Origin of the sequence: Treponema denticola, from assembly GCF_024181605.1 — a bacterium.
GTDB lineage: Bacteria > Spirochaetota > Spirochaetia > Treponematales > Treponemataceae > Treponema_B > Treponema_B denticola_B.
Genome location: NZ_CP054477.1, coordinates 1,138,975 through 1,161,603 on the forward strand (window position 1 = coordinate 1,138,975; position 22,629 = coordinate 1,161,603).

Annotated in this window: 21 protein-coding genes; 8 read left to right on the forward strand and 13 right to left on the reverse strand. The window is 38.4% G+C overall.

The features are described from left to right. Window positions 1-33 precede the first annotated feature (33 nt). The 5 genes from E4N80_RS05160 to E4N80_RS05180 form a co-directional block, all read right to left on the reverse strand. The gene (locus E4N80_RS05160; RefSeq protein WP_253700783.1) at window positions 34-1,083 is read right to left on the reverse strand and encodes a flagellar filament outer layer protein FlaA; all 1,050 of its coding nucleotides are present in this window, start codon (window positions 1,081-1,083) and stop codon (window positions 34-36) included. Between the two features lie 94 nt (window positions 1,084-1,177). Continuing rightward, on the reverse strand, window positions 1,178-1,636 hold the full coding sequence (locus E4N80_RS05165; RefSeq protein ID WP_253700784.1) for a GerMN domain-containing protein: 459 nt from the start codon (window positions 1,634-1,636) through the stop codon (window positions 1,178-1,180). 14 nt (window positions 1,637-1,650) lie between these two features. Beyond that, window positions 1,651-2,664, reverse strand: coding sequence for an N-acetylmuramoyl-L-alanine amidase (locus E4N80_RS05170; protein ID WP_253700785.1), 1,014 nt, complete (start codon window positions 2,662-2,664; stop codon window positions 1,651-1,653). A 6-nt stretch (window positions 2,665-2,670) separates the two neighbouring features. Then, window positions 2,671-3,930 (reverse strand): phosphoglycerate kinase, encoded by a 1,260-nt coding sequence (locus E4N80_RS05175; RefSeq protein WP_253700786.1) that lies wholly within the window; start codon window positions 3,928-3,930, stop codon window positions 2,671-2,673. 137 nt (window positions 3,931-4,067) lie between these two features. Next, window positions 4,068-4,445 (reverse strand): VOC family protein, encoded by a 378-nt coding sequence (locus tag E4N80_RS05180; RefSeq protein WP_253700787.1) that lies wholly within the window; start codon window positions 4,443-4,445, stop codon window positions 4,068-4,070. Between the two features lie 154 nt (window positions 4,446-4,599). On the opposite strand from E4N80_RS05180, the gene nagA reads away from it, so the two are divergent. The 4 genes from nagA (at window position 4,600) to E4N80_RS05200 (ending at window position 10,070) form a co-directional block, all read left to right on the forward strand. Continuing rightward, window positions 4,600-5,772 carry an N-acetylglucosamine-6-phosphate deacetylase gene (nagA, locus tag E4N80_RS05185; protein WP_253700788.1) on the forward strand — a complete coding sequence of 391 codons (1,173 nt, stop codon included), beginning with the start codon at window positions 4,600-4,602 and terminating at the stop codon, window positions 5,770-5,772. Between the two features lie 76 nt (window positions 5,773-5,848). Beyond that, window positions 5,849-7,384: a glutamine-hydrolyzing GMP synthase gene (guaA, locus tag E4N80_RS05190; protein WP_253700789.1), complete on the forward strand. Its 1,536-nt coding sequence runs from the start codon at window positions 5,849-5,851 to the stop codon at window positions 7,382-7,384. Between the two features lie 32 nt (window positions 7,385-7,416). Beyond that, the gene (locus E4N80_RS05195; protein ID WP_253700790.1) at window positions 7,417-8,496 is read left to right on the forward strand and encodes a family 20 glycosylhydrolase; all 1,080 of its coding nucleotides are present in this window, start codon (window positions 7,417-7,419) and stop codon (window positions 8,494-8,496) included. A 275-nt stretch (window positions 8,497-8,771) separates the two neighbouring features. Further along, a complete protein-coding gene (locus tag E4N80_RS05200) occupies window positions 8,772-10,070 on the forward strand; it encodes an RNA-binding domain-containing protein (protein ID WP_253700791.1) in 1,299 nt (432 codons plus the stop codon). A 6-nt stretch (window positions 10,071-10,076) separates the two neighbouring features. Here E4N80_RS05200 and E4N80_RS05205 read toward each other — a convergent pair whose 3' ends face one another. Continuing rightward, complete coding sequence (locus tag E4N80_RS05205; protein ID WP_253700792.1) at window positions 10,077-11,108, reverse strand: hypothetical protein; 1,032 nt, start codon at window positions 11,106-11,108, stop codon at window positions 10,077-10,079. 172 nt (window positions 11,109-11,280) lie between these two features. Here E4N80_RS05205 and pcnB point away from each other — a divergent pair, with 172 nt between their 5' ends. Beyond that, complete coding sequence (pcnB, locus tag E4N80_RS05210; RefSeq protein WP_253700793.1) at window positions 11,281-12,423, forward strand: polynucleotide adenylyltransferase PcnB; 1,143 nt, start codon at window positions 11,281-11,283, stop codon at window positions 12,421-12,423. 39 nt (window positions 12,424-12,462) lie between these two features. On the opposite strand, the gene E4N80_RS05215 is transcribed toward pcnB, so the two are convergent. The 7 genes from E4N80_RS05215 to E4N80_RS05245 all read right to left on the reverse strand — a co-directional run bounded on the left by E4N80_RS05215 (window position 12,463) and on the right by E4N80_RS05245 (window position 20,088). Further along, on the reverse strand, window positions 12,463-12,879 hold the full coding sequence (locus E4N80_RS05215) for an OsmC family protein (RefSeq protein WP_253684311.1): 417 nt from the start codon (window positions 12,877-12,879) through the stop codon (window positions 12,463-12,465). Window positions 12,880-12,893: 14 nt separating this feature from the next. Next, window positions 12,894-14,921, reverse strand: coding sequence for a S1 family peptidase (locus E4N80_RS05220; protein ID WP_253700794.1), 2,028 nt, complete (start codon window positions 14,919-14,921; stop codon window positions 12,894-12,896). Window positions 14,922-15,040: 119 nt separating this feature from the next. Further along, window positions 15,041-15,967 (reverse strand): DUF5692 family protein, encoded by a 927-nt coding sequence (locus E4N80_RS05225; RefSeq protein WP_253700795.1) that lies wholly within the window; start codon window positions 15,965-15,967, stop codon window positions 15,041-15,043. 22 nt (window positions 15,968-15,989) lie between these two features. Next, a complete protein-coding gene (locus E4N80_RS05230) occupies window positions 15,990-17,153 on the reverse strand; it encodes an iron-sulfur cluster-binding domain-containing protein (protein ID WP_253700796.1) in 1,164 nt (387 codons plus the stop codon). Continuing rightward, the gene (locus tag E4N80_RS05235) at window positions 17,146-18,687 is read right to left on the reverse strand and encodes a phytoene desaturase family protein (RefSeq protein WP_253700797.1); all 1,542 of its coding nucleotides are present in this window, start codon (window positions 18,685-18,687) and stop codon (window positions 17,146-17,148) included. Before E4N80_RS05235 ends, E4N80_RS05230 begins: the two co-directional genes overlap by 8 nt. A gap of 6 nt (window positions 18,688-18,693) precedes the next feature. Next, window positions 18,694-19,527 (reverse strand): DUF5692 family protein, encoded by an 834-nt coding sequence (locus E4N80_RS05240; RefSeq protein ID WP_253700798.1) that lies wholly within the window; start codon window positions 19,525-19,527, stop codon window positions 18,694-18,696. Between the two features lie 93 nt (window positions 19,528-19,620). Next, complete coding sequence (locus E4N80_RS05245) at window positions 19,621-20,088, reverse strand: glutathione peroxidase (protein ID WP_253684307.1); 468 nt, start codon at window positions 20,086-20,088, stop codon at window positions 19,621-19,623. A 152-nt stretch (window positions 20,089-20,240) separates the two neighbouring features. On the opposite strand from E4N80_RS05245, the gene E4N80_RS05250 reads away from it, so the two are divergent. The 3 genes from E4N80_RS05250 to E4N80_RS05260 are packed head-to-tail and all read left to right on the forward strand — an operon-like array spanning window position 20,241 to window position 22,594. Next, the gene (locus E4N80_RS05250) at window positions 20,241-21,077 is read left to right on the forward strand and encodes a DnaJ domain-containing protein (RefSeq protein WP_253700799.1); all 837 of its coding nucleotides are present in this window, start codon (window positions 20,241-20,243) and stop codon (window positions 21,075-21,077) included. Then, the gene (gene map, locus E4N80_RS05255) at window positions 21,064-21,810 is read left to right on the forward strand and encodes a type I methionyl aminopeptidase (RefSeq protein ID WP_253700800.1); all 747 of its coding nucleotides are present in this window, start codon (window positions 21,064-21,066) and stop codon (window positions 21,808-21,810) included. The genes E4N80_RS05250 and map overlap by 14 nt, the downstream gene beginning before the upstream one ends. 13 nt (window positions 21,811-21,823) lie before the next feature. Next, the gene (locus E4N80_RS05260; protein WP_253700802.1) at window positions 21,824-22,594 is read left to right on the forward strand and encodes an exodeoxyribonuclease III; all 771 of its coding nucleotides are present in this window, start codon (window positions 21,824-21,826) and stop codon (window positions 22,592-22,594) included. Window positions 22,595-22,629: the final 35 nt, after the last annotated feature.

The following is a 22,629-nucleotide window of genomic DNA, read 5'->3' on the forward strand; positions in this document are numbered from 1 at the left end:
GAGCAGTCTCGACCGCTTTATAATTTTTAGAACTTATTGTGTGTTCTTTTCGGAACCTTCTGAAGGTGTGAAACCTTCTTCTGTAGCCATCTTTTCCTGTTCAAGGAATCGTAAGACTTGAGTGTGTCCGAATTTTTCAACTTCAATCTTCTTTCTCTTTGTTTCTCTTTCTGCCTGAATACCCCAGATATCTTCATCGGCAAAGTCTCGTACTGTTGTCAATACGGCTTTGTCATAGATGATCTTAACATCTTTGAAGTATGCAATAGCATCTCCGCCGTCATGAGCGGCATCACGAGTAATTAAGAAACCTTCAAAAGCTACATGAGGAAGAGCTGTAGGGTAAACAGGATAAAGTCTTAATTCCCTAGACTTTACGTTCGCAATGTATGAAGGATTATTCCATATCATTTCTCTCCAGCCGTCAAACAAGAGATAACCCATGAAGTATCGTTTAACTACATTGTTCTGATCTCTAAGAAGAACATAAAGACCATGGGGGAAGTTCATACCATAGGTATTTACGGCAATTGATTTGATAACGCCTGTATTTCGCACAATACCGTAGCCGTCTTCAAATCTTGATTTACCGGAAGCCTTGTCTTCATCAGTGGGTTCTTGCAAGTTACCCTGATCATCAACCTGAGCCATTTTTTCGTAAGCAGGAATTAAAAATCCGGGTTTAATTTTTGCATTCGCATTGTTTGTCCACTCGGGGAACAAGATGCGAACACCCATCAACCTTTGACTGGCAAATTTCTCTCCTTCAGCTCTTACTTCAGCTTCCTTAATCGTTGAAGTAGCAATCGAAAGAGGATTCTGAGCGGAAGAATTCAATTCAACATCCCACTGCTCAAGAGCCAAAGATGTTCTCATCAAAGCTTTTTGCTCATCTGTGTAAGAGGCACCGGCTACTTTACCGTAATCCAGAACAGTTCTTCTGTTTTGTGTCATCTTACCATTAGGATCTGCGATAATATCTGCATTCAACAGTGCGAAGTCAATAATAATCGCTTCCTCAGCAACCGCAACGGCTCCCATCAAAAGGAATGCCATAGCAACAAGTATAAATGTTTTTTTCATTCAAAAACTCCTTTTATGCACTTAATTTATGCCCTGTATACTATAAGTATACGTAATAATTCAATTTTGTCAACACTTTTTTTGCTTTTTAGTGTTATTTTTTTAATAATTCGTAAATCTCTATACCCTCAACGAAGATATGAGCGGCTTTTAAGTCCTTACAGTTGGTAAATATATTTTTTTGCAAAAGAAACTTAATCTCATCGGAATCAAGCTCTTGTTTAATATCTTCAACAAAAGCTACAGGAAGATCGGCATATAAAACACCTTCTTTTACAAAGCAGGATAGCAATTTTGATCCGGCTCTGATAAAGGAATAACAATGATGATTAACCGGGCCAAGCATCAATTCTTCAAAAAAAGCGGCCTCAGGTTCCATTATATTTTGGAGCGGAACATAACGGATTTCGGTATCAATCTTTCCCGTTATGGAATTCTTAAAAAACATAACATACCGATCGTGTTTTTTATTAAGAACCGATGTAAAAAGCACAACTATTATTATAACAATCAATAAAAAAACTGCAATAATCTTTGTTTTTATGTAATTCATTACATACCTCAAAATCAATTATTTTCAAAATTGCTTATAAAAGCAGAGAGACCATTATATATACCCAAGGAGCATTTTTTCAAGTAGTCGGGAGAATTTAAAAGCTTAATTTCGGTTTTATTGCTGATAAAGCCTAATTCTATCAAAACACTGGGCATTTTGACGTTACGGACAACAAACCACTGATTTTCGCGTATTCCCCTATTGGGGCTTTTTTTCCCTATTTGAGCATCCAATCCGTCCAAAATATTTTGAGCCATTAAAATGCTTTCCATAGTAAATTCTTCTTCCATCATTGAATTCAATATGGAATGAATTTCTTTCGGAACGGCTTTTTTATCGACTACTTCACGCCTGTATTCGGGAGGCAGATACCAGACTTCAAAACCGGCAGCTTTGGAATTAAGAGAAGCATTAACATGAACGGAAACATAGAGAATACTTTCATTTTTTTTCAATTTTACGGAATTTGCCATTTTTACCCTGTCTTCAAGGGTGGGATAGATATCCTTATTTCTGGTTAAAAGAATTTTTTTGTCCGGATAAGCCTTTTTAAGCATATTGTACAGATCTAAGCTGACCTTTAAGGCGATATCCTTTTCGTATAAGACAAACGTTTTTTTATTTTCTACATAAGAGCCGACACAGCCGGGATCTTTTCCGCCATGCCCCGGATCTATCAAGATAACCCCTACCCTATAATTTTCCTCTTTTTGAGGCACGGCAAAAAATGTTTCAAGCTTTTTATACATTTCACCGCTTATAAAGGTAAGCCCGTCTTTTTGATATGGAGGCGGAGTAAAATCGGCTTTTTTATTGTCAAAAATTATAAGACTTTCCCCAATTTTGCAGCTTACCTGAGAGTTATTTTTTATAAAAATAAGTTCTTGAGAAAGCGGATCCCATGAAATATCGAGATCAAGCTTTCCTGCGGCATCGGTAACCGAAACGCCCGCAGAAAAAGCTTTTAAACAAAGAAAAATCAAGAGAAAAACATAAAAAAAAGTCTTATTTGCCCTATTTTTCATTAAAAATTAAATAGTATCAAGACATGCAATGCCGGGGAGAACTTTGCCTTCAAGGAATTCGAGTGAAGCTCCGCCGCCCGTAGAAACATGGCTCATCTTATCGGCAAGATTGAACTTATTTACGGCAGCAACCGAATCACCTCCGCCTACAATTGTAAGAGCTCCTTTTTCCGTTGCAGCTGCTACAAGACGGGCGGTTTCTTCCGTCCCCTTTGAAAAGGCCTCAAACTCAAAGACTCCTACCGGACCGTTCCAGACAATGGACTTTGACGATAAAACAATCTCTTTATAAAGAGCCAATGTCTTAGGTCCTACATCCATTCCCATAAGATTATCGGGAATATCGGTATCTTCAACTAAAACCGCTTCGGCATTGGGAGAAAAGGTTTCGGAACAGATATGATCAACAGGAAGGATTATCTTTACACCCTGTTTTTCAGCCTTATTCAAAAGATTTTTAGCAGTATCCATAAAATCTTCTTCAAATAAGGATTTACCGATTTTCTTTCCTTGAACCTTTAAGAAAGTGTAAGCCATTCCTCCTCCAATAATTAAAGAAGATGCATTTTTTAAAAGACTTTCCAAAACTGCAATTTTGGAAGAAACCTTTGCTCCTCCTATAATTGCCGTCATGGGCTTTGCAGGATTATTTAACATTGGCTCAAGGTATTTAATTTCCTTTTCCATAAGAAAACCGGCTACCCTTGTATTGACAAAGTTTGCAATTTCGGCTGTAGAAGCATGAGAGCGGTGAGCCGTTCCAAAAGCATCATTTACATAGATGTCTCCGTACAAGCTGAGCTCTTTTGCCAAAATTTGCTGTTCGGCCTTTTCCTTCGATGTTTCTTCTTTGTGGAAGCGGGTGTTTTCAAGCATGAGGATCCCGCCCTGAGGAAGAGCTTTTACCCTTTCAAGCTGTCCCATGCAGGATGGTGCAAAATCAACCGGAAGTTTAAGAAGGCCGGATAAGTATTTTGCAACAGGCTTCATTCTGTGCTTTCCGTTGATGTAAGATTCCTCATCAAAAGTTTTTCCGTCTTTTTCGGCCTTTTCCTTGGCTTTTTTTGCATCCTTTGAAGGATCACCCAAATGGCTCATCAAAACAAGGCTTCTAGCTCCTTGTTCCAGTATATATTTTATTGTAGGAAGAGCAGCCCTAATCCGCGTATCATCCTGCACTACTCCGTCCTTCATAGGAACATTAAAATCGACACGCATTATTATGCGTTTATCCTTTAAATTTACATCTTTTACAGTCTTAATCATATTGCCCCCAGATATTTTTTATTTTAAACCTTTAAATTTTATCTGCGATGTTTTTCATAAGTCATCTGATTTATAAAGACTTATGAAAAACTCGTCGGTCATATATAAAAAACCAACAAGTTTTTTATATATGACCTTTACTCATTTTCTTTCTTGAATTCAATAAAGTCTATTTCAACACCGTTAGGATCTACGGCCGTTAAAATTTTTTTACCGTCTTTTGCGGTTCTTGGAGGAGCCGTTATACGGACATTTTTAGCTTTTAGGTACTTTTCGGCTTCGCTTATCTGGTCTACCTGCACGGTAAGAGAAAGCCGGCTGCCGTTTTGCTGCTTAGGAACATCATGACTTATGAGCTCAAGATTCATTCCGCTGTCAGGTTCCGTTAAAAAAGCGATTCTTTTTCCCGGAGCTGCCGACATCATATAATTAAAAGTAAATCCAAGTACTTTTTCATAAAACTCAAGTGATTTTTCCATTTCATCCGTGCGGATGGCAACACTGTTTAAAAACATTTTTATACCTCTTAAAAAAAAGTATAACACAATCATTATCATAAGTCAATTAAGAGTATTGACATTTTAGCCGTCTATAATTTTTAATAAAAAAATATCGACAGCTGTACTTTTTTTTGTTAAACGGATATACTATACACGATGGAGAAAAGTTATGGCTGTATCGATTTGTTTACACAACGGGACACTCCTTACGGGCTTTTCCAAAATGGAAAATTGTGCCGTTTTGATTGAAGACGGAAAAATTGCCGATGTTTTTTCGGAACGCCGTTTTTTACAAAAAAAATTCGATACTTCCGTCAGAATTTTTGATGTTGAAGAAGCTTATATTGCTCCCGGATTTATCGATACGCACATCCACGGATTTAAAGGGCACGGCACCGACAACTGTTCCGTCGAAGCTATGGTTGAAATGTCCAAAGATTTGGCAGAGTACGGGGTAACCGCTTTTAATCCGACTCTCTATCCCGCCCCGGAAGAGGACATGACACACAGCATTAAAGAAATCGTCAAAGCAATGGGAAAAGAAAACGGAGCTCATATAATGGGTATCCATATGGAGGGTCCCTTTATTTCGCCCGATAAGCTCGGTGTACAAAGACCTGAAACCGTATGTGCGGTTGATATGGACCTTATGGAGCGCTTGTGGCAGGCTTCCGAAGGGCATATCGTCAATATGACCGTCGCGCCGGAACTAAAAGGTATGCGTTACCTCGCCCTTTACGGTTTAAAGCGCGGTATCATTATGCAGGCAGGACATACGAATGCCGAATATCAAAATATGGTTGAAGGTATGCAGGCCGGTATTTTACACTCCACCCACCTATTTAATGCGATGAGCCAGCTGCATCACCGCAACCCCGGAGCAGTCGGGGCCGTACTCATTCACCCTGAAATGTCCTGTGAGATAATTGCGGACGAGGTTCATGTCCACCCTGATTTGTTCAAACTGCTTGCCCGCGATAAACCGCTGGAAAAGATTCTTCTTGTTACCGACAGTCTTACTCCCACGGAGCAAGAAAAAGGACCGCTTATCGCAAACGGAGAAGAAGTTGTCTACGAAGGCGGCTGTTTTCACCGCGCTATAGACGGCGTTATTGCAGGTTCTTCTTTAACAATGATAAAGGGGGTAAAAAATCTAGTTAAATTCGGCTTTTCGGTTTCCGATGCGGTACGGGCGGCATCTTCAACACCCGCATCCGTTATGCGGTATACTAAAAAGGGTATGCTTATCCCCGGCTACGATGCGGACATTGTCGTATTCGATAAACAATTCAATATCCTCGCCTCGATTATAGGCGGCACTTTTAAAAAGAATTTATTGTAATATGGAGTTTTTTATGCATTCGTAAAAAAACTTGGTTTACTTGAAAAAAAAGCTCTTATCTGCTAAAATACTTTTTATGAAGATTACGGAAAAGATTTTAATTGTGGATTTCGGCGGTCAGTATAATCAGCTCATAGCAAGGCGTGTGCGAGATCTAAATGTTTATTCGGATATTGTGCCGGCCTCAAAGGCCCTTGATTATATAAGGGAAAATAAGCCCATAGGTATCATTTTTACCGGAGGGCCTAACAGCGTTTATGAAGAAAAAGCTCCCCTGCCCCCAAAAGAAATTTTTGATTTAAATATTCCGATTTTGGGCATTTGTTACGGTATGCAGGCCATGGCTCATTGTCTAGGCGGCAAGGTCGAAAAAAGCTTAAAAAGAGAATTCGGCAAAACATTAACAAAATTCGACACAGGTATTCCGCTCTTTAAAAACATAAAAGATAAATCTTCTGTTTGGATGAGTCATGTAGACTGCGTTTCCCGCCTGCCTGAAGGCTTTGTTTCGGCAGCTCAAACGGCAAATACAAAGAATGCGGCCATGGCAAATAAAGAAAAAAAACTTTACGGCATTCAATTCCATGCAGAAGTTGAACATTCCGAAGAAGGGCAAAATATAATCAAAAACTTTTTATACAATGTTTGCGGTGCTAAAGGCGATTGGAATATGAAAAGCTTTTTAGCCGGGGCAATAAAAGATGTACAAAATACGGTAAAAGACGGCAAGGTGCTTTTAGCCCTATCGGGAGGAGTAGATTCTTCCGTGCTTGCGGCTCTTTTAAATAGGGCTGTCGGTAAAAATCTAACCTGCATTTTTGTAGATCACGGCCTTATGCGCAAAAATGAGGGTGATGAGGTAGAGGCAGCCTTTAGGGATACTCCAATGAACTTTATCCGCGTAAATGCGGAAAGCCGTTTTTTGGGCAAGCTAAAAGGCGTTTCCGACCCTGAAAAAAAACGGAAAATAATCGGCGAAGAGTTTATCCGCGTTTTTGAAGAAGAAGCAAAAAAAATCGGAACTGTGGACTTCCTTGCCCAAGGTACAATTTACGCCGATGTAGTTGAAAGCGGTACCAAGGGTTCTGCCGTAATAAAAAGCCATCACAATGTCGGAGGCCTTCCCGATCACATAAGTTTTAAGTCCCTCATCGAGCCCTTAAAAACGCTTTTTAAGGACGAAATAAGAAAATTAGGCACGGAGCTCGGCCTTCCCGATTATTTGGTACACCGTCAGCCCTTCCCCGGCCCCGGTCTTGCCATAAGAATCATGGGCGAGATAACCGAAGAAAAGCTCGATATTTTAAGGGAAGCCGATGCTATCTGGCGAAGCGAACTTGAGCGGGCAGACATAAAAAAGGATTTAAGCCAATATTTTGCCGTTCTTACCTCAACAAAGACAGTCGGCGTTATGGGAGACTTTAGAACCTATGACTACACCCTCGCCCTGCGTGCAGTAAAAACCTCGGACTTTATGTCAGCCGACTGGGTACGTATTCCCTACGAGGTTTTGGACAAGGTTTCTTCACGTATTATAAACGAGGTGAAGGGCATCAATCGAATAGTCTACGACATAACTTCAAAACCGCCTGCTACTATTGAGTGGGAGTGATAAAGGTGGTATACTAAATAAGGAGGTTCACTATGACAACAAAAACTCTCAAAGAAAAAGCAATGGTACTCGTACCCTTCTTGCTGCTTTTGCTTTTACAGCCGGCTGTTTACGCTCAAACAAACGGCACCATGCCTAAACGCAAATTCGTCATTGCATTTCACGCAAGCGTAAATACCGACAAAACGGGCAAAAATCTGATAAAAGAACTGCCCGATTTACAAAAACGGGGAATCAACACGCTTTTTCTCGAAATAGGCTACAACTATCAATGGAAAAGCGACCCGAAACTCTATAACAAATATGTGCTTTCCGAAACCGTCGCACGCGAAATTGCCGCCGAATGCCGCAGGCTTTCCATCGACCTCATCCCCGAAATAAACTGCCTCGGCCATCAATCGTGGGAAAACGAAACCTTCGCCCTGCTCAAAGCCTACCCCGAGCTGGACGAAACGCCGGGCCTCTACCCCAGCAATAAGGATATTTATTGCCGCAGCCTCTGTTCTTCCAATGAAAAAGTCTACACGATTTTATTCGGTTTAATCGACGAGATTACAGAAGTTTTTTCGGTAAAAAAAATACACGTCGGCTTGGATGAGGTGTTTTTGATCGGCGAAGACGCATGCCCCCTTTGCCGCGGAAAAGACAAGGCCGAACTGTTCGCCGGTGCCGTGAACAGGCTCTACGATCACTGTGTCAAAAAACGGGGACTTACAATGTATATGTGGGGCGACCGCCTCATCAACAGCGAGGATGAAGAAAGCGGTTATAAGGGTGAATACGAAAGTTCGTGTAACGGTACCGACCCCGCAGTCGACCTTATTCCTAAAGACATCATCATCTGCGACTGGCACTATGACGAGCTGGAGCGCTACGGCTCCATTCCGTTTTTTTTAAACAAGGGCTTCCGCGTCCTGCCGACAAGTTTCAAGGGCATTAAAGCAGTAAACGCTCTCATCGACTATTCGCTTTTATACAAGAATAACCCTGCTATGCTCGGGCACATGTACACGGCATGGGACAATTTTACAAACAAAAATCTCTCACGGTATAAACCGATGGTCAAAACGATAGACAAATTAAAGGGAACCTCTAAAAACTTCAGTTTTTAGAGGTTTACCTTAGATTTAGCTTGCGATGTTTTTCATAAGTCATTTATACATAAAGACTTATGAAAAACTCGTCGGGCATCTCTATTCCGAAGGATGCGAAGCAAATCCAACAAGGTTTTTAGAGATGCCCTAAAGTAAATAAATTTTTTCTCTTTCTCCTCATTCTCGTCGATTCTCCCCGTTCTCGTCAATTCTCCCCAAAAATACTTGACGAGAACCAACAAACAGGTTATAATTTAGTTAAGTATAAACTTTGTGTATAAGGGGAGTATAAATTGATTTTTCAAGAAAGTGAAACCGTAGAATTAAAAGAAAAAATCGATGAAAACATTAAAAAAGTAATTGTTTCGTTTGCAAATTGTAAGGGCGGAACGCTCTATGTCGGTATTAAAGATGACGGGAAAGTTGTAGGAATAAAAGATATTGATAATTCAATGCTCCAACTTAGTAATATGATAAGAGACTCAATCAGACCCGATATAACAATGTTTGTCAATTATAAAATAACAAAAACACAGGGAAAGCAAATAATCCAAATTAGTGTTCAAAGAGGCAGTAACCGCCCCTATTATCTTGCTAAAAAAGGTTTAAGACCGGAAGGTGTCTATGTTCGGCAGGGTTCATCTTCCGCCCCTGCAAGCGATACGGCAATAAGAAACATGATAAAGGAAACGGATGGAGATAATTTTGAAGAGATGCGCTCCACAGAACAAAATTTAACCTTTAATGCTTTATCAAAGGAATTTAAAGCTAGAAATTTGGATTTTGGAACTAAGCAAAAGCAAACCTTAAAAATACTTAATCAAGACGGAATGTACACAAATACCGGATTATTGTTATCGGAGCAATGTGTGCACTCTGTAAAAGCCGCCGTGTTTGAAGGAAGGGATCAAAGCATTTTTAAAGACAGAAAAGAATTTTTAGGCTCTCTTATTCAACAATTAAATGACATTTATAATTACATAGACATGCACAATCAAACGCGATCAACCTTTGATAAGCTCCTACGTGTAGACACAAGGGATTACCCTCCCTCAGCAATACGAGAAGCACTTTTAAATCTACTGGTACATAGAGACTATTCTTTTAGTGCAAGTTCTTTGATAAGCATATATACGGATAGAATCGAATTTGTTTCAATAGGCGGACTTTTACCCGGAATCTTGCTTGAAGATATTATGCTTGGGCTTTCCGTATGCAGAAACAAAAATTTAGCAGGGGTTTTTTACCGTCTTCACCTTATTGAAGCTTATGGAACAGGCATGAGTAAAATTATAGGTGCCTACGAAAATCTTACACAAAAACCGATAATCGAAAATACTGCAAACGCTTTTAAAATAGTGCTTCCCAATATCAATACAAAATACCTTCCGCAAAATAATGATAAACTAAAAGATACGGAAATAAAAATAATTGAATTTATAAAAAAGAAAAAAAAGGTATCACGCTCCGATATAGAGCAAAAATTTGATATGAGTTCATCAAGTGTATCAAGGCTTTTAAAGAGTCTTACTGAAAACGGAATTATACTAAAGGACGGCAAGGGAAAAAACACACAATATATATCAAGTTAAATTCCCCTATTTTTTTGTCTCCGCCTTCCCGTCTTTTAACTCCAAACCTTTTTCAAATAAAAAGCTGATATAGTAGTCTTCAAGGGTGTTTTTAGGGCCTGCGCCATTGAGGCGTTTGCGGGCATCGGCATTGTTTCGGCGTTGCACATAGGAAGAGTAAAAATGACGAGGATCGGAATTATCAAAATCCAGTTTTTTATTTAAGAGCTTGGCAACATCTTCCCTACCCATTGCAGGTATTTTACAGCTTACGAGTTGATTGCGGACATAAAGGATTTCTTCATACGAGATGCCGAATAAAAACTCTTCCAGAGACTGCCCTACAATCTTATTGGATAGTTTTGCAAGCATAAAGCTTTGCCAAGAGTCATCTAATTTGGAAGAAAGCAAAAAAAGCTCGCTGGTACCCATCATTGTGCCGAATACGGGAGCTATTGTATCACGGGCTGTCCAAACTCTTGTTAGAACGGGAGCAAAAGAAGTTGTATTTTGATCCAAACGGTGTTCCCAAAGATAGGTTAAAGCATTTGCGACTTTTTCTTGTTTTTGTTCATCCAAAATATTGCTGTCTAAAATCGAAATATAAACATCTTCGGACATAATCGTAAACATGATATTCATAGTAGCCGCTCTAAGTTCTTCAATTTCTTCTTCCGAAAATGAGGAATTTAAGGCAACCTTGGTAAGAGCCGAAAATATATGGAATTTTGCAACAAGAAAACCGCGGCCCAAAACAGCCTTTGTGGGCATTGAAAGAGTACGGGCATCGGAAGGAGTTTTACATAAAGTTTCTATGAGGGTTTCTTGACTGCGTTTTTCACCTGCAAGAACACTTGTTTCGTGGATTGAAGGAAAGCGGGAAATAGCAGCCGACATTCTTTCCAAATCCATGAGCTTTTTTCCTATTTCCAAAACAGAAGACTTATATTCTCCATTCAATCGTTCAAAAGCATATTCAACCAAGGTTCTTTCGTGATCATTTAGAACAACTATGTCTGTAGAGATTATAGTTCCGAGTCCTGCATTATCTATCGTCATATTTTTTTCGCAACTTCTCCAATATGCAATTACCTAATGTTTAGAAAGAATAGTATACCATATTACAACGAATTTTTAAAGAGCTTTTTTATCTAAAAACATAGAAATTTGGTAAAAATAAGCGGTACTCATTGACATAAAGCCTTTTTACATGCAATATATTTATTCAAAAATGTTAGTTCGATACGGTCAAAATGCCGAAGGAAAGCAGGTTCGGCAGGCTTTGGTCTATACTAAGGATGAGCACAAGATTGCCCTCGAAAAAATAGACATTGAAGCCGTAAAAATTATACAGCGTTTAAATTCTCAAGGTTTTGAAGCCTACATAGTCGGAGGAGCGGTAAGAGACTTATTGATAGGTCATGTTCCAAAGGATTTCGATATTGCAACCTCGGCCGAACCTTCAAAAATACGAAAAATATTCAGAAATTCAAGAGTAATAGGCCGGCGTTTTAGATTGGTACATATATTTTTTGGGGAAAAAATATATGAGGTAAGCACCTTTAGATCAACGGAAGACGGAAGCATAGGAAACAAATTCGGCACAATAGATGAGGATGTGCACCGAAGAGATTTTACTTTAAATGCGCTTTACTACGACCCCATACATGAGCTTGTAATAGACTATGTAGACGGTGTTAAGGATATAAGAGCAAAAAAAGTAAGACCTATTATCCCTCTCCAGCTTATCTTTTCGGAAGATCCCGTAAGAATGATTCGGGCTATAAAGTATGCGGCAATGACGGATTCCGGTATTCCGTTTTTTCTTCAGCTTCAAATACGAAAAAATGCCCATCTTTTGGAATTTGTGTCCCCTTCAAGGATAACCGAAGAAATAAATAAGATTATTTTTAGCGGACATGCAAGCGATATTATAAAAAAACTTTTGGATTTTAAGCTCTATGTTTACCTGCAGCCTGGGGCATGCGCCTTTATAGATTCGTCTTCAAAATTTAAAAAAATGTATATAGAAAATCTTGCTCTTTTGGATAAGGAAGTCGATGCTAAACCTCAAATAAAACAGGGAGAATGTTTAAAATCATTACTTAAAGATTACATCAGACTGATTGCAAACCCCGAAGGGCCGCCGCAAGAAGTTTATACCTATGTTTACAAGGAATGCAGGCACTTTATTCTCCCCATGAACCCTCAAAGAAAGGAATTGGAATTTGCGGTAAAAAGTATTTTAAATGATTTGGGAATTAAGGTACCAATAGAGAGATCCCAAGTACGCCCTGCAAAACTCGGCAAACAGGTTAAGCATAGGCGCAAAAAAAGAGCTAAAAAACAAGATGCACAAAAAGATACGGATTAAAGAAACCCGTATCTTTAAGGCTCAAGAAAATTACAGATATTAAACTCTAACCAGTTTATGAGCTATCGGGGCCGGATTTTTGATTGTGGCATGAACCGGACAGCTTTCATCAACCGAAGCCATAAATTTTTCAAGCTCTTCATCGGAAGCATCGGACTTAATATGATATATTGTTTCAATATCTGAAAGTCCAGGTGTACCCGGTCTAAAAAAACCGATACATTCAACGGCCAAATAATCCAGTTTAAGACCATTTTTCTTTGCAATGACCTTTGAAGTAACACACTTACAGGCCCCCAAACCGCTTAGAAGAAGTTCAATCGGGTTCATACCTAAATCGGTTCCCCCGAAACTCAAGGGCTCATCTGCAATAATTTTCTTGCCTGATGCCTCACATTCAACTTTAAAACCTTCGCCTAAATCTATTTCGGCTTTTGTTCTAAATTCTTTTGCCATAATGACCTCCAAATTTATTTATTTTTAACGGATATTTTAAGATCCTTTTTTATTTCGGCAGCCAATTTTTGAATTTCTTCAAACCTATCCTGTTGTTTTAACTCTAAACTTATATAGTATAGTTGACTGATTTTTTCTGCATCGGATTTTTTTATATCATCCATAAAAAGAACTTCATCATAAAATGTATATTGATCTTGATTATAAGGCTTTGCATTATAAGGAGCCGCTTGATTTATTTTTTGCTGCCACTGTTCGATATTTTTTTCGGGAGCTTCCTTAGGCGGTTTTAAATTTTTTGAAAGCCCGATGTATATATAATCATCGCTTCTAGATTTTGTATACATTTGCAAGTTACGCACTTCAATACCTGGTGTATTATTTTTTAAATTGAATCCTAAAGAAATCATTAAAGTTGTTTCTTTATCACTCGAAAAGTCTTTTTTGGATATTGAAAAATCATAATCGCCGGCTTTTATCATTGTATTTTTTGAATTAAAATCAAATTTAATTGCTGCAAGCATAGGATCAATGGGATAATCTTTGGGCGACAAAGATAAAAATTCTTTCCAATCTCCGAAATTTGCATTGTATGAAGGAAGAATATAGTCGGTCATAAAACTATAATCAAGATTATGCCCATTCCTTGTAGAAGAAATAGAATCAATTCTACTTATAACGTAAATTCCTCCCGGAACAGGAAGAGAATAAGATATAACTTCCCCGTCTGCAAATGGAAGCTCCCAATAATTTACAAGCCATTTTCTACCGTAAACATCTATATGGCTTTCAGACCTTGATGCTTGTCCGTAAGATAAAACAGGAACTTTTTCTCCTGCAACGGTTCTATAAATACGTTCTGCACTTAAAATATAGTCCATATATAATTTCGGGGATTGTATAAGTTCTTTTTCGCTTACATTATCAGGTTTTTTTATCAAGGCCATTGTTGAATTAAGCATATTACCGTAAACTACTTTGCCGTTTTGAGGAAGCTTATATTCTTTTAAATCATTGGGAATAAATAATCCCCACTTTTTATTTCCCTGACGGGCTAAATGAAGGGGGAAAGAAGGAGCCCAAGCTCCATACATAATCTCTTCCGAACCCAAGGCCCTAGTAAAGGATTCGGCGCCTGAAAAACTATATTTTTTCTTCAAATCATCTATAATGCTGAGTGTAAATTTTTTATAATCAGACAGGACCGATTTTCGAACCTCTGTCAGTTTTTTGGGTAATTTTTCTTCATACTTATATTCATAAAAACTGCTTTCTTCAAGAATATGGGGCAGCCTATAAAAAATAGGGAGATAGACAGTACCTACATTTTTTGCAATATTCTTTGTCTCTGCAAAGGGAAGTGCATAGTTTAAATTTTCATTTTCGCTTTTCATGGTAATAATTCCCAAAACCATTCCATCAGGCGAAATAAGAGGACCGCCGGAATTGCCGGGACTTGCTGCAGCCGAAAACCTAAGCCACTTCCATTTTCCGTTTCTTTCTTCAAAGGTTTGGCTTGTAAGAAGACCGTTACGGATTATAATGCCTTCGCCCAAAGCATTGCCGACGGAAAAGGTCGGGGTATTTAAGTTAAATTCATTTAAGGCTGAAAGGCCTTCGCCTTTTACATGCTTATAATTTTCTGCCTCAAAAATTATAAAATCCTTTTCAACAGAGTAACTTAAAACCGATCCTACTTTATAAATATCCCCCGATACCGAACGCAGATGATACTCGTTATAAAAACTTTCTTCATAAAGATTAAAAACATGAGCAGCTGAATAGAATTTGCCGTCATCCATTAAAAAAGCGGTTCCGATAGGAATGTATTTGTCATTTCGTATTGAAAACGGAATCCTTTCCATGGGAAGTTTTTTTTCATATTCCAGCTTCCCTTCTTCCGGTTTTAAAACAATGACTTCAAATACGGCTCCGTTTATTTTTTTTAGAACTTCAGGGCTTAGAACAGCCTCCTGAGCTCCCAAAAGCTGAACAACCACCGCAAAAAATAAAATCATAAAAATGTGCTTAAATTTCATCATAACAAACATACCTCATCATACAATAAATCTACGTATTAAACAATATCATATTATCTTTTAATTAACAAGAGTATAAGAATTATAAAAAACGGCCGTACTTGGTACGGCCGTCAGTAATATTAGTTCAATTTATTTTCTGCAAGAATTGCCTTGTATGATTTTAAATCGGTAAAAACCTCTTCTTTAAGCGGATTACGCTTTGTTTTGCTTATAATGTATAGTTCGTAAGCAAATACGGCAAGGTTTGCAACCAATGCAGCAAAAGCCAATACTGTTTTTGGAGCGGCAGCCTGAGTTGAGGTAATGCCGAACCAATCCGTATATGAGGCATAATTAGCGGTAAGCGAGAACATTGCAAAGATAGCAAGAGTTTGAGCTCTATGCTGAAGCCATGCACCTTTTCGGAACAAGAATTCTGCAACCGTACATGAAACTATCAATGTAAATCCTGCATAAAAAGATCGGTTTGAGATACAGTTATAGCAATAAGAAATATTCCATAGATCGTATGCAATAATCCAAAACCATAATTGATCAGCCCAAATCATATCCCTTGATTTCGTATTGCTTATCTTTATTTTTAACCAGCCGGAAAGAGAAAGGCAAAGAAATATACCTGCAATTGCATTTATAATATTCCAAGGGCCTCCTTCCATCAAAAGACCGCCGCGTACTACCCCATGCATCGAATAGCACTCAATATCCGCATAAACCGCTTCCAAAATATTGATAACCAAAATCAGCATGGGAAAGGTAAGCATAAATTTGTTTTTTTCAAGTTTTTTTACATAGCGCAAAAGCATAAAACCTATAACACCAGCCAAGGCCGAATAAGTTTTTACCCATGCAAACCATGTTGCACCTGAACTTCCGTTTGCAGTCGTGATAGGCCAAACAAAGATAGAAAAAACAATCGGTAAAGCAACATAAAAGATAATAGAAATCCATTTGCTCCTTCTTGTCAATTCATTAAGCCCTATGAGCATGACCAGTAAAAAGACAAATCCAATTACAGTTTTTAATGTATAACCTGTAAAGAAAAACATTTTAATACCTCCATAAATAAAATTACAAAATAACTTCCAAATCGCTTATAGGATAAACTTTGCACGAATGGATATAATTAAAAAGTTCATCCGCATATCGGCTTAAAACTCCGCGAGCCGTAAAAACGGTTCCGGAAACCAAACGGATTCTGCATAAACTGCATTCACCGCTTCGGCAGCATACATTCATTCTTATACCGGATCTTTCCAGAGCAGTCAGAACGCTTTCACCGGATAAGGCAGGAATTTTCTTATCTCCGACTTTTATCGTAAAAGTTTCTTTTCCGCTTAAGTTCTCGGGCCAACCCGGTTCGTTTTGAATATCCTGCCGTGCACCGAACATTTCACGCCTTATGTGTTTAGGCAAAATACCTATTTCGGTTAAAGCCTTGCTGCAAAACTGGTTCATAATTTCAGGGCCGCAAATATAGTAGGTAGCATTTTTATAATCCGGAACAAGAGCCTTTATACATTCGGCATCGATAAAACCCGTACGGTATTTTTTACATTCGGGATCATTCGACACAACCAAAGAATAATGGAAATTCTTAAATTCGGCAGAAAGACGAGTTAACTCTTCATGATTTATAGCAAGCTCTTCATTCCGCGTTCCGTAGATAAGATAAACTTCTCTATCCAAACCGGCATGAAATATTTCCCTGCTCATCGAAAGAAAGGGGGTTATACCGCTTCCGCCTGCCAAAAAGACCTGTCTTTTGTGATGAAAAACCGGATTAAAATGAAATACACCTGCGGGGCCGTTAGCTTCAAACCTATCCCCGGCTTTTACGTTATCAATCAGATAATCGGAGACAAAACCTTTTTCCTGTCTTGCAACAATAATTTCAAAATAGCTTCTCTCTTTCGGAGAAGAAGAAAGACTGTAAGGCCTTGAAGTTCTTACTCCTTCAATTTGAACAAAGAGGTTGATATACTGCCCTGCTTCAAAAATCGGTAAAAAACCTGTTTCGCTTACAAAGCGGATTTTTTTTGCATAATTGCCGATATTTTCCGTTTCAGAAACTATGAGTTTCATAATATTGGGATGATATTGATTGATTTTTTTCTCGACAGCCGATGCGTCAACAGTAATATCCTTCCCTATTTTTTTTGAAACAGCCAATTCATTTAATATATTTGCTCCGTTTTCCATACGGCTTATAATAAGAGTTTTAAGATCACTCATTGTCCATCTCCTTTAATAATGACGAGGCAAGTTTATCGGCAAACATATAATTAGGTCCGAAACCGCAGGTATTTACCCATCCGCTTGCAAAAACCAAGTTAGGAATAACATTATCCGTTGCAGGAAAGAAAAATACCGAAGAGCGTAAATCCTGTTCATATCCGTAAATAGCGCCGGAAGGATGTCCCAGATACCTCATATGAGTTAAGGGAGTTGCAACTTCTATTTCTTCAATATGACTGCGTAAACCGGGGAAACGTTTTTCGAGCCTGTCAATTATTGTTGAAGCAAGTTCATATTTTTTTTGGTGGTATTCTTCAGGCGAAAGTTTTTCCCACGCTTCCGAATATTTAAGAGTTCCGGCCGTAATTATACTTGTACCCGGAGGCGAAACTTTAGGATCGTCTACGGTATAGCAGGTAGAAATAATCGGATCGATTGAGGTATCCAGTTTATAGGCATTTTTAAAATCTTCATTTGCATCCAAACTTGAATAGGTCAAATTAAAAGAGTCGGTAAAGCCGATTGTTTCAGGCGGACAGTCCAAGCCGATAAAACAAGTTAAAGCGGAAATACCGGGTTTATAACTTTTAAAATACGATCGGATTGAATCCGGAATTTCTTCTTTTTGTAAAAGTTTTGCATAGGTTTGAGTAGGCGAAATATTGGATATTATCTTCTTTGCTCTAAACTCTTCTCCTTCATCATCGATAACACCGCAGGCCTTTCCGTTTTCGATAATAATGCGTTCAACCTTTTTATTAAATAAAATAGTTTCGCCGTTTTCCCGAATCATCTCGGTAAGGGCCTGACTTATAACTTGAGAACCTCCCCGCACATAAAAGGGCTTATCTTCGGTGTAAATATATGTACACATCGCAAGAATTGTAAAAGGGAAGTTTTCCGGAGCGACGCCCATAAAGCACCAATAGGCAGAAAGACATAATTGCAGAGCCTTGTCCTTAAAAAACTCATCAAGAACATCCTGAGTGCTTCGTACGGCATACTTTGTCAAAGTAGGATATACGGAAGGAAATAATGTTTTGGTAAGCCATTTTTTTAGTCCTGAAGGCTCTCCTGTAGAGCCTGCACTTTTTGCCCTAAAAGAATTTATCTCTTCATTAAACTTATAAACTGTTTGATAATATCTTTTGATGTTTTCAGCTTCTGCAGGAAATTCTTTAATCAGTTTTTTTTGAACTTCTTCTTTATCTGCAGGAAGAGTAATTCCCCGTCCATCAGGCAAATTGATTTTATACAAAGACTCGATAGGAATCCATTCGATTTTATCTTCGATTCCGTAGCGTCGAAATTGCTTGCGAAGCGGGCCGGGGTTTTCCTTTGTTCCCATGGAGCTTAGCTGATGTAAAGCAACTTCAAATTCAAAACGGCCTCGGCAAAAACTTGTACCACAGCCGCCTGGGATATTGTGTTTTTCCAACACACATACCTTTTTTCCGGCCTGGGAAAGACTTGCAGCAGATGCAAGCCCTCCGTTTCCGGCTCCTATAATAATGACATCATAATTTTTCATAAAGCATTAAAATCCCTTACCGGTAAAAAACATAATAATCGGAACAGCCATTAATATTAAGTTCACAATCATTAAGATACACTGAACCTTTGAGGTTTTTATTTTTTCGCAAAGTTTTATCATTGATTCATGTTTAAATTCATTTTCAACAAAATTTTTGCACGAAATTTGAAAAACTCCTCCGGTTGTAAGAGAGTTTGCACGAAATACCAGCCAAAAGCCGGGAGTGCCTGTAATACATATTCCCAAAAGAGGCATTAGAAGGATGCCCACATGTTCAAGAGCAACGGAGGGACTAAACTCGCCGATTACAAAGAGCCAGTTCCAAATCGTATAAGCCAAAATCCAGCAAACCGTTCCCAACATAAAAACATTTTTAGAAGCAAAAAGACCTTCTCCGAAAACACCTGCTTCGGCCTTATAAATACCTGTAAGAGGTCCCATATATTCGGGCAGCCAAGAACCGGCAAGGCAAAACACGGAAGCAGCAAGAACCAAACCGGTAACAAAATTATACGGCTGTTTATTTTTTAATAAATCGGTAAAAGTTGCTTCCAAAATATTGATAACCAAAAAAATGAGAACAATTTTAACAAAAAGGTCTCCGTTCATAAAGTTAAACAAAACCAGAACGATAAGAGTTCTCATTATTATGAGGGTCGAAAGTTTGAGCCTCTCAAACATTACCATCTTGCATACAAATAACACTACTATGGGAGCAATAATGTTGATAGGAACATTTGCCCAAAGCGGAAAAAACGATGTTAAAAATGTAGCACAGGTTAAAAGTACGGTAAAAATAAACCAATTAAGATAGGCTTTATTTTTTTTTGCGTTCATATAAATCTCCTTGAAAAAGGATTATATACCAAAGTAAAAAAAAACGCAATAAATTAATTAAAAAATTATCTATAATGATTTATATAATAAAACCTAATTCAATAGTTTTTCAATATCTTTTTTTAGGTCTTCAGGTGCAACAGTCGGAGCATAGGCGGTAACCTTTTCTCCCGTTTTGTCGACTAAAAATTTGGCAAAATTCCATTTTATGTCTTCACCGTTTGAAGCTTTTTTTAAAAAAGAAAAAAGAGGTTCGGTATTTTCACCGTTGACTTCAATCTTTGCCATTATGGGGAAAGAAACCCCATATTTGCTTTGAGCAAAATTTCTGATTTCTTCGTTTGTGCCCGGATCTTGACCGCCGAATTGATTACATGGAAAAGCTGCAACAAGGAATTTTTTATCCTTGTATTCTTTATATAATGCTTCCAAACCTTGGAAGTGAGGAGTAAGCCCTCACTCACAAGCCGTGTTCACGATTAAAATAACATAATCTTTGTAATCCTTAAAAGAAAAGTCATTTCCTAAGCTGTCTTTAACTGTGTAATTATAAATTCCCATTAAATTTCTCCTTAAAAAAATTATATAAAAAAGTTATTTTCATACCCGAAATTATACGAAAGACTGTAAATAAATTCAATAGTTCCGGTTTTTCTTTATTTTTAATTTACACTAGACAAAGCGCTTAGATAAATGCTATCATCACTGGTTCTATGAAAAAAAAAGACGATAACTATGCTCTTTTAGGTATCTCCTCTGAGGCTTCGATTGCCGAGATAAAAACGGCTTTTAGAAAAAAAGCAAAACTCCATCATCCCGATTTGATTCAATATAAAACAGGAGAAGAAAAAGAAAAATCCGAGTCGGCTATGAGGCTTCTTTTAAATGCTTATCAAAACATCTTAAAAGAAAAAACGGACAGTGAAAACCCCTTTGATTATTTCGATTTTTTTTCAAAGAAAAATGCAGCCGAAAGTTTTGATTATCGGCTATGGCTTTTAAAAAAAACGGACTACGAAAGCCGTGCTAAGCTCATCTTTTTCGATCTTTTTCACGGATTGGAACAATCTGCCGTAGAAGAATACAATAAAAGAAGAAGCGAGGCGGGAGGCTTCTACCTTTCAAAGTATTTTAATAGAGAAGATTTCATGGACTGCGGATTTGTCCTTGCAGAAGAGCTTTATTTCCGAGGAGAGTATTATGAGTCTTTTTTGCTTTTAGAAGAAATCTTTTATTTGGAAAAACAAAAGCCGTACTTTAAACATTTTTTTCCCGAAGTTACCGACTTGATAAAATCCATCATAAACGATAAACTGCATAGATATGTTGAAGACGAGCTTGCCCTAGACTGTTATGAAGCGGCTTTGGAATTGGATTTTAAAAAGATAGATAGGGCTAACATTTTTAAGCGTATGTCCGAAATATATTATAGGTTTGGAGATACATACAGAGCCTCCCAATATTTAAACAAGGCAATGCAGCTTAGTCCCAAACTAAAAGGAATTAAAATTATTCAAAATCAACTGGAGAATCATTATGATTATAATTAAAACGGAAGAACAAATTAACGGCATCAGAAAATCCTGTAAGGCTCTTGCTCAACTCTTTGAAGAATTAAAACCCGTAATCAAGCCCGGAATTAGTACAAAAGAGCTGGATGATTTTTGTGTCAGTTACATAAAAAAAATCGGCGGCGTTCCCGCATGGTATTCCGAAGGATTTCCGGGTGCTGCCTGTATTTCGATAAACGAAGAGGTTATTCACGGCGTTCCCGGCAAAAGGATAGTAAAAGACGGAGACCTTGTTTCGATGGATATAGGGATAGACTTAGGCGGCTACATCAGCGATTCTTGTGTAACCTACCCTGTCGGCAATGTTTCAAAAGAAAACCTCAAACTTTTGGAGGTTACCACTAAGTGCCTTTATGCAGGGATTGAAGCATGTAAGGCAGGCAAAAGAGTTTCCGATATTTCAAAGGCGGTCTTTAATTTGGCCAGTGCTCATAATTACGGGGTCGTTTATGACTATTGCGGACACGGCGTAGGCCTCGGCGTACACGAAGATCCGAGTATTCCTAATGTGCCTGAAAGAATGAGGCCGAATCCCCGTCTAAGGGCCGGAATGGTAGTCGCAATAGAGCCTATGATTAACATGGGAACAGCCGATGTTGAGGTAAAAAAAGACGGCTGGACTGTTGTAACGGCCGACAGGTCGGTTTCTTGCCACATGGAACACACGGTAGCCATCTTTGAAGACCACACCGAAATTTTATCACAGTTATAGGAAGGCCGCTTTGATGAATTCGATTATTTCATGGAATGTAAACGGCATCAGGGCCGTAGAAAAAAAGGGCTTTTTGGATTGGCTTAATACCGAAAATCCCGATGTGCTTTGCGTACAGGAAACAAAGGCTGCAAAAGCTCAACTTAGCAAGGAGCTTACCGAACCCGATCTGCCTAACGGAAAATATTTTGCCTATTGGGCTTCTGCAAAAAAAGCAGGTTATTCGGGAACGGCTATCTTTACAAAAAAAGAACCCCTCCAAATAAGAACAATGGGCTTAAAGGAATTCGATGATGAAGGAAGGGTCTTGGTTGCAGACTTTGACAAGCTTTCGATTATTTCAGCTTATTTTCCCAACTCGCAAGACGGAGGAGCCCGACTGGACTACAAGCTGGACTTTTGTGCCGCAATCCTCGAATTCTGCGATTCTATCCAAGAAGAAGGAAACAATGTAATCCTTTGCGGGGACTACAACATAGCCCACAAACCCATAGACCTTGCAAACCCTAGGGCCAACGAAAAAAATCCCGGCTACCTCCCTGAAGAAAGAGCATGGATGGACGAGTTTACCGCATCGGGTTATACCGACACATTTAGGCATTTTTGCCAAGAGCCTGAAAAATACACATGGTGGAGCTACCGCTTTCGGGCCAGAGAAAAAAATATCGGTTGGAGACTGGATTACCACTGTGTAAATGATTCCTTTTTACCTAAGATAAAAGAATCGCTTATTTTAGACGGAGTAATGGGATCGGATCACTGCCCCGTCAAATTAATCTATTAGTTAAGGCAATTTATTGGAAAAAATTGGGCATCTTC

Bases quoted from the DNA above. Each gene is read 5' to 3' on its own strand.
- E4N80_RS05160 (WP_253700783.1), bottom strand. From the start codon at position 1,083: ATGAAAAAAACATTTATACTTGTTGCTATGGCATTCCTTTTGATGGGA.
- E4N80_RS05165 (WP_253700784.1), bottom strand. From the start codon at position 1,636: ATGAATTACATAAAAACAAAGATTATTGCAGTTTTTTTATTGATTGTT.
- E4N80_RS05170 (WP_253700785.1), bottom strand. From the start codon at position 2,664: ATGAAAAATAGGGCAAATAAGACTTTTTTTTATGTTTTTCTCTTGATT.
- E4N80_RS05175 (WP_253700786.1), bottom strand. From the start codon at position 3,930: ATGATTAAGACTGTAAAAGATGTAAATTTAAAGGATAAACGCATAATA.
- E4N80_RS05180 (WP_253700787.1), bottom strand. From the start codon at position 4,445: ATGTTTTTAAACAGTGTTGCCATCCGCACGGATGAAATGGAAAAATCA.
- nagA (WP_253700788.1), top strand. From the start codon at position 4,600: ATGGCTGTATCGATTTGTTTACACAACGGGACACTCCTTACGGGCTTT.
- guaA (WP_253700789.1), top strand. From the start codon at position 5,849: ATGAAGATTACGGAAAAGATTTTAATTGTGGATTTCGGCGGTCAGTAT.
- E4N80_RS05195 (WP_253700790.1), top strand. From the start codon at position 7,417: ATGACAACAAAAACTCTCAAAGAAAAAGCAATGGTACTCGTACCCTTC.
- E4N80_RS05205 (WP_253700792.1), bottom strand. From the start codon at position 11,108: ATGACGATAGATAATGCAGGACTCGGAACTATAATCTCTACAGACATA.
- pcnB (WP_253700793.1), top strand. From the start codon at position 11,281: ATGTTAGTTCGATACGGTCAAAATGCCGAAGGAAAGCAGGTTCGGCAG.
- E4N80_RS05215 (WP_253684311.1), bottom strand. From the start codon at position 12,879: ATGGCAAAAGAATTTAGAACAAAAGCCGAAATAGATTTAGGCGAAGGT.
- E4N80_RS05220 (WP_253700794.1), bottom strand. From the start codon at position 14,921: ATGATGAAATTTAAGCACATTTTTATGATTTTATTTTTTGCGGTGGTT.
- E4N80_RS05225 (WP_253700795.1), bottom strand. From the start codon at position 15,967: ATGTTTTTCTTTACAGGTTATACATTAAAAACTGTAATTGGATTTGTC.
- E4N80_RS05230 (WP_253700796.1), bottom strand. From the start codon at position 17,153: ATGAGTGATCTTAAAACTCTTATTATAAGCCGTATGGAAAACGGAGCA.
- E4N80_RS05235 (WP_253700797.1), bottom strand. From the start codon at position 18,687: ATGAAAAATTATGATGTCATTATTATAGGAGCCGGAAACGGAGGGCTT.
- E4N80_RS05240 (WP_253700798.1), bottom strand. From the start codon at position 19,527: ATGAACGCAAAAAAAAATAAAGCCTATCTTAATTGGTTTATTTTTACC.
- E4N80_RS05250 (WP_253700799.1), top strand. From the start codon at position 20,241: ATGAAAAAAAAAGACGATAACTATGCTCTTTTAGGTATCTCCTCTGAG.
- map (WP_253700800.1), top strand. From the start codon at position 21,064: ATGATTATAATTAAAACGGAAGAACAAATTAACGGCATCAGAAAATCC.
- E4N80_RS05260 (WP_253700802.1), top strand. From the start codon at position 21,824: ATGAATTCGATTATTTCATGGAATGTAAACGGCATCAGGGCCGTAGAA.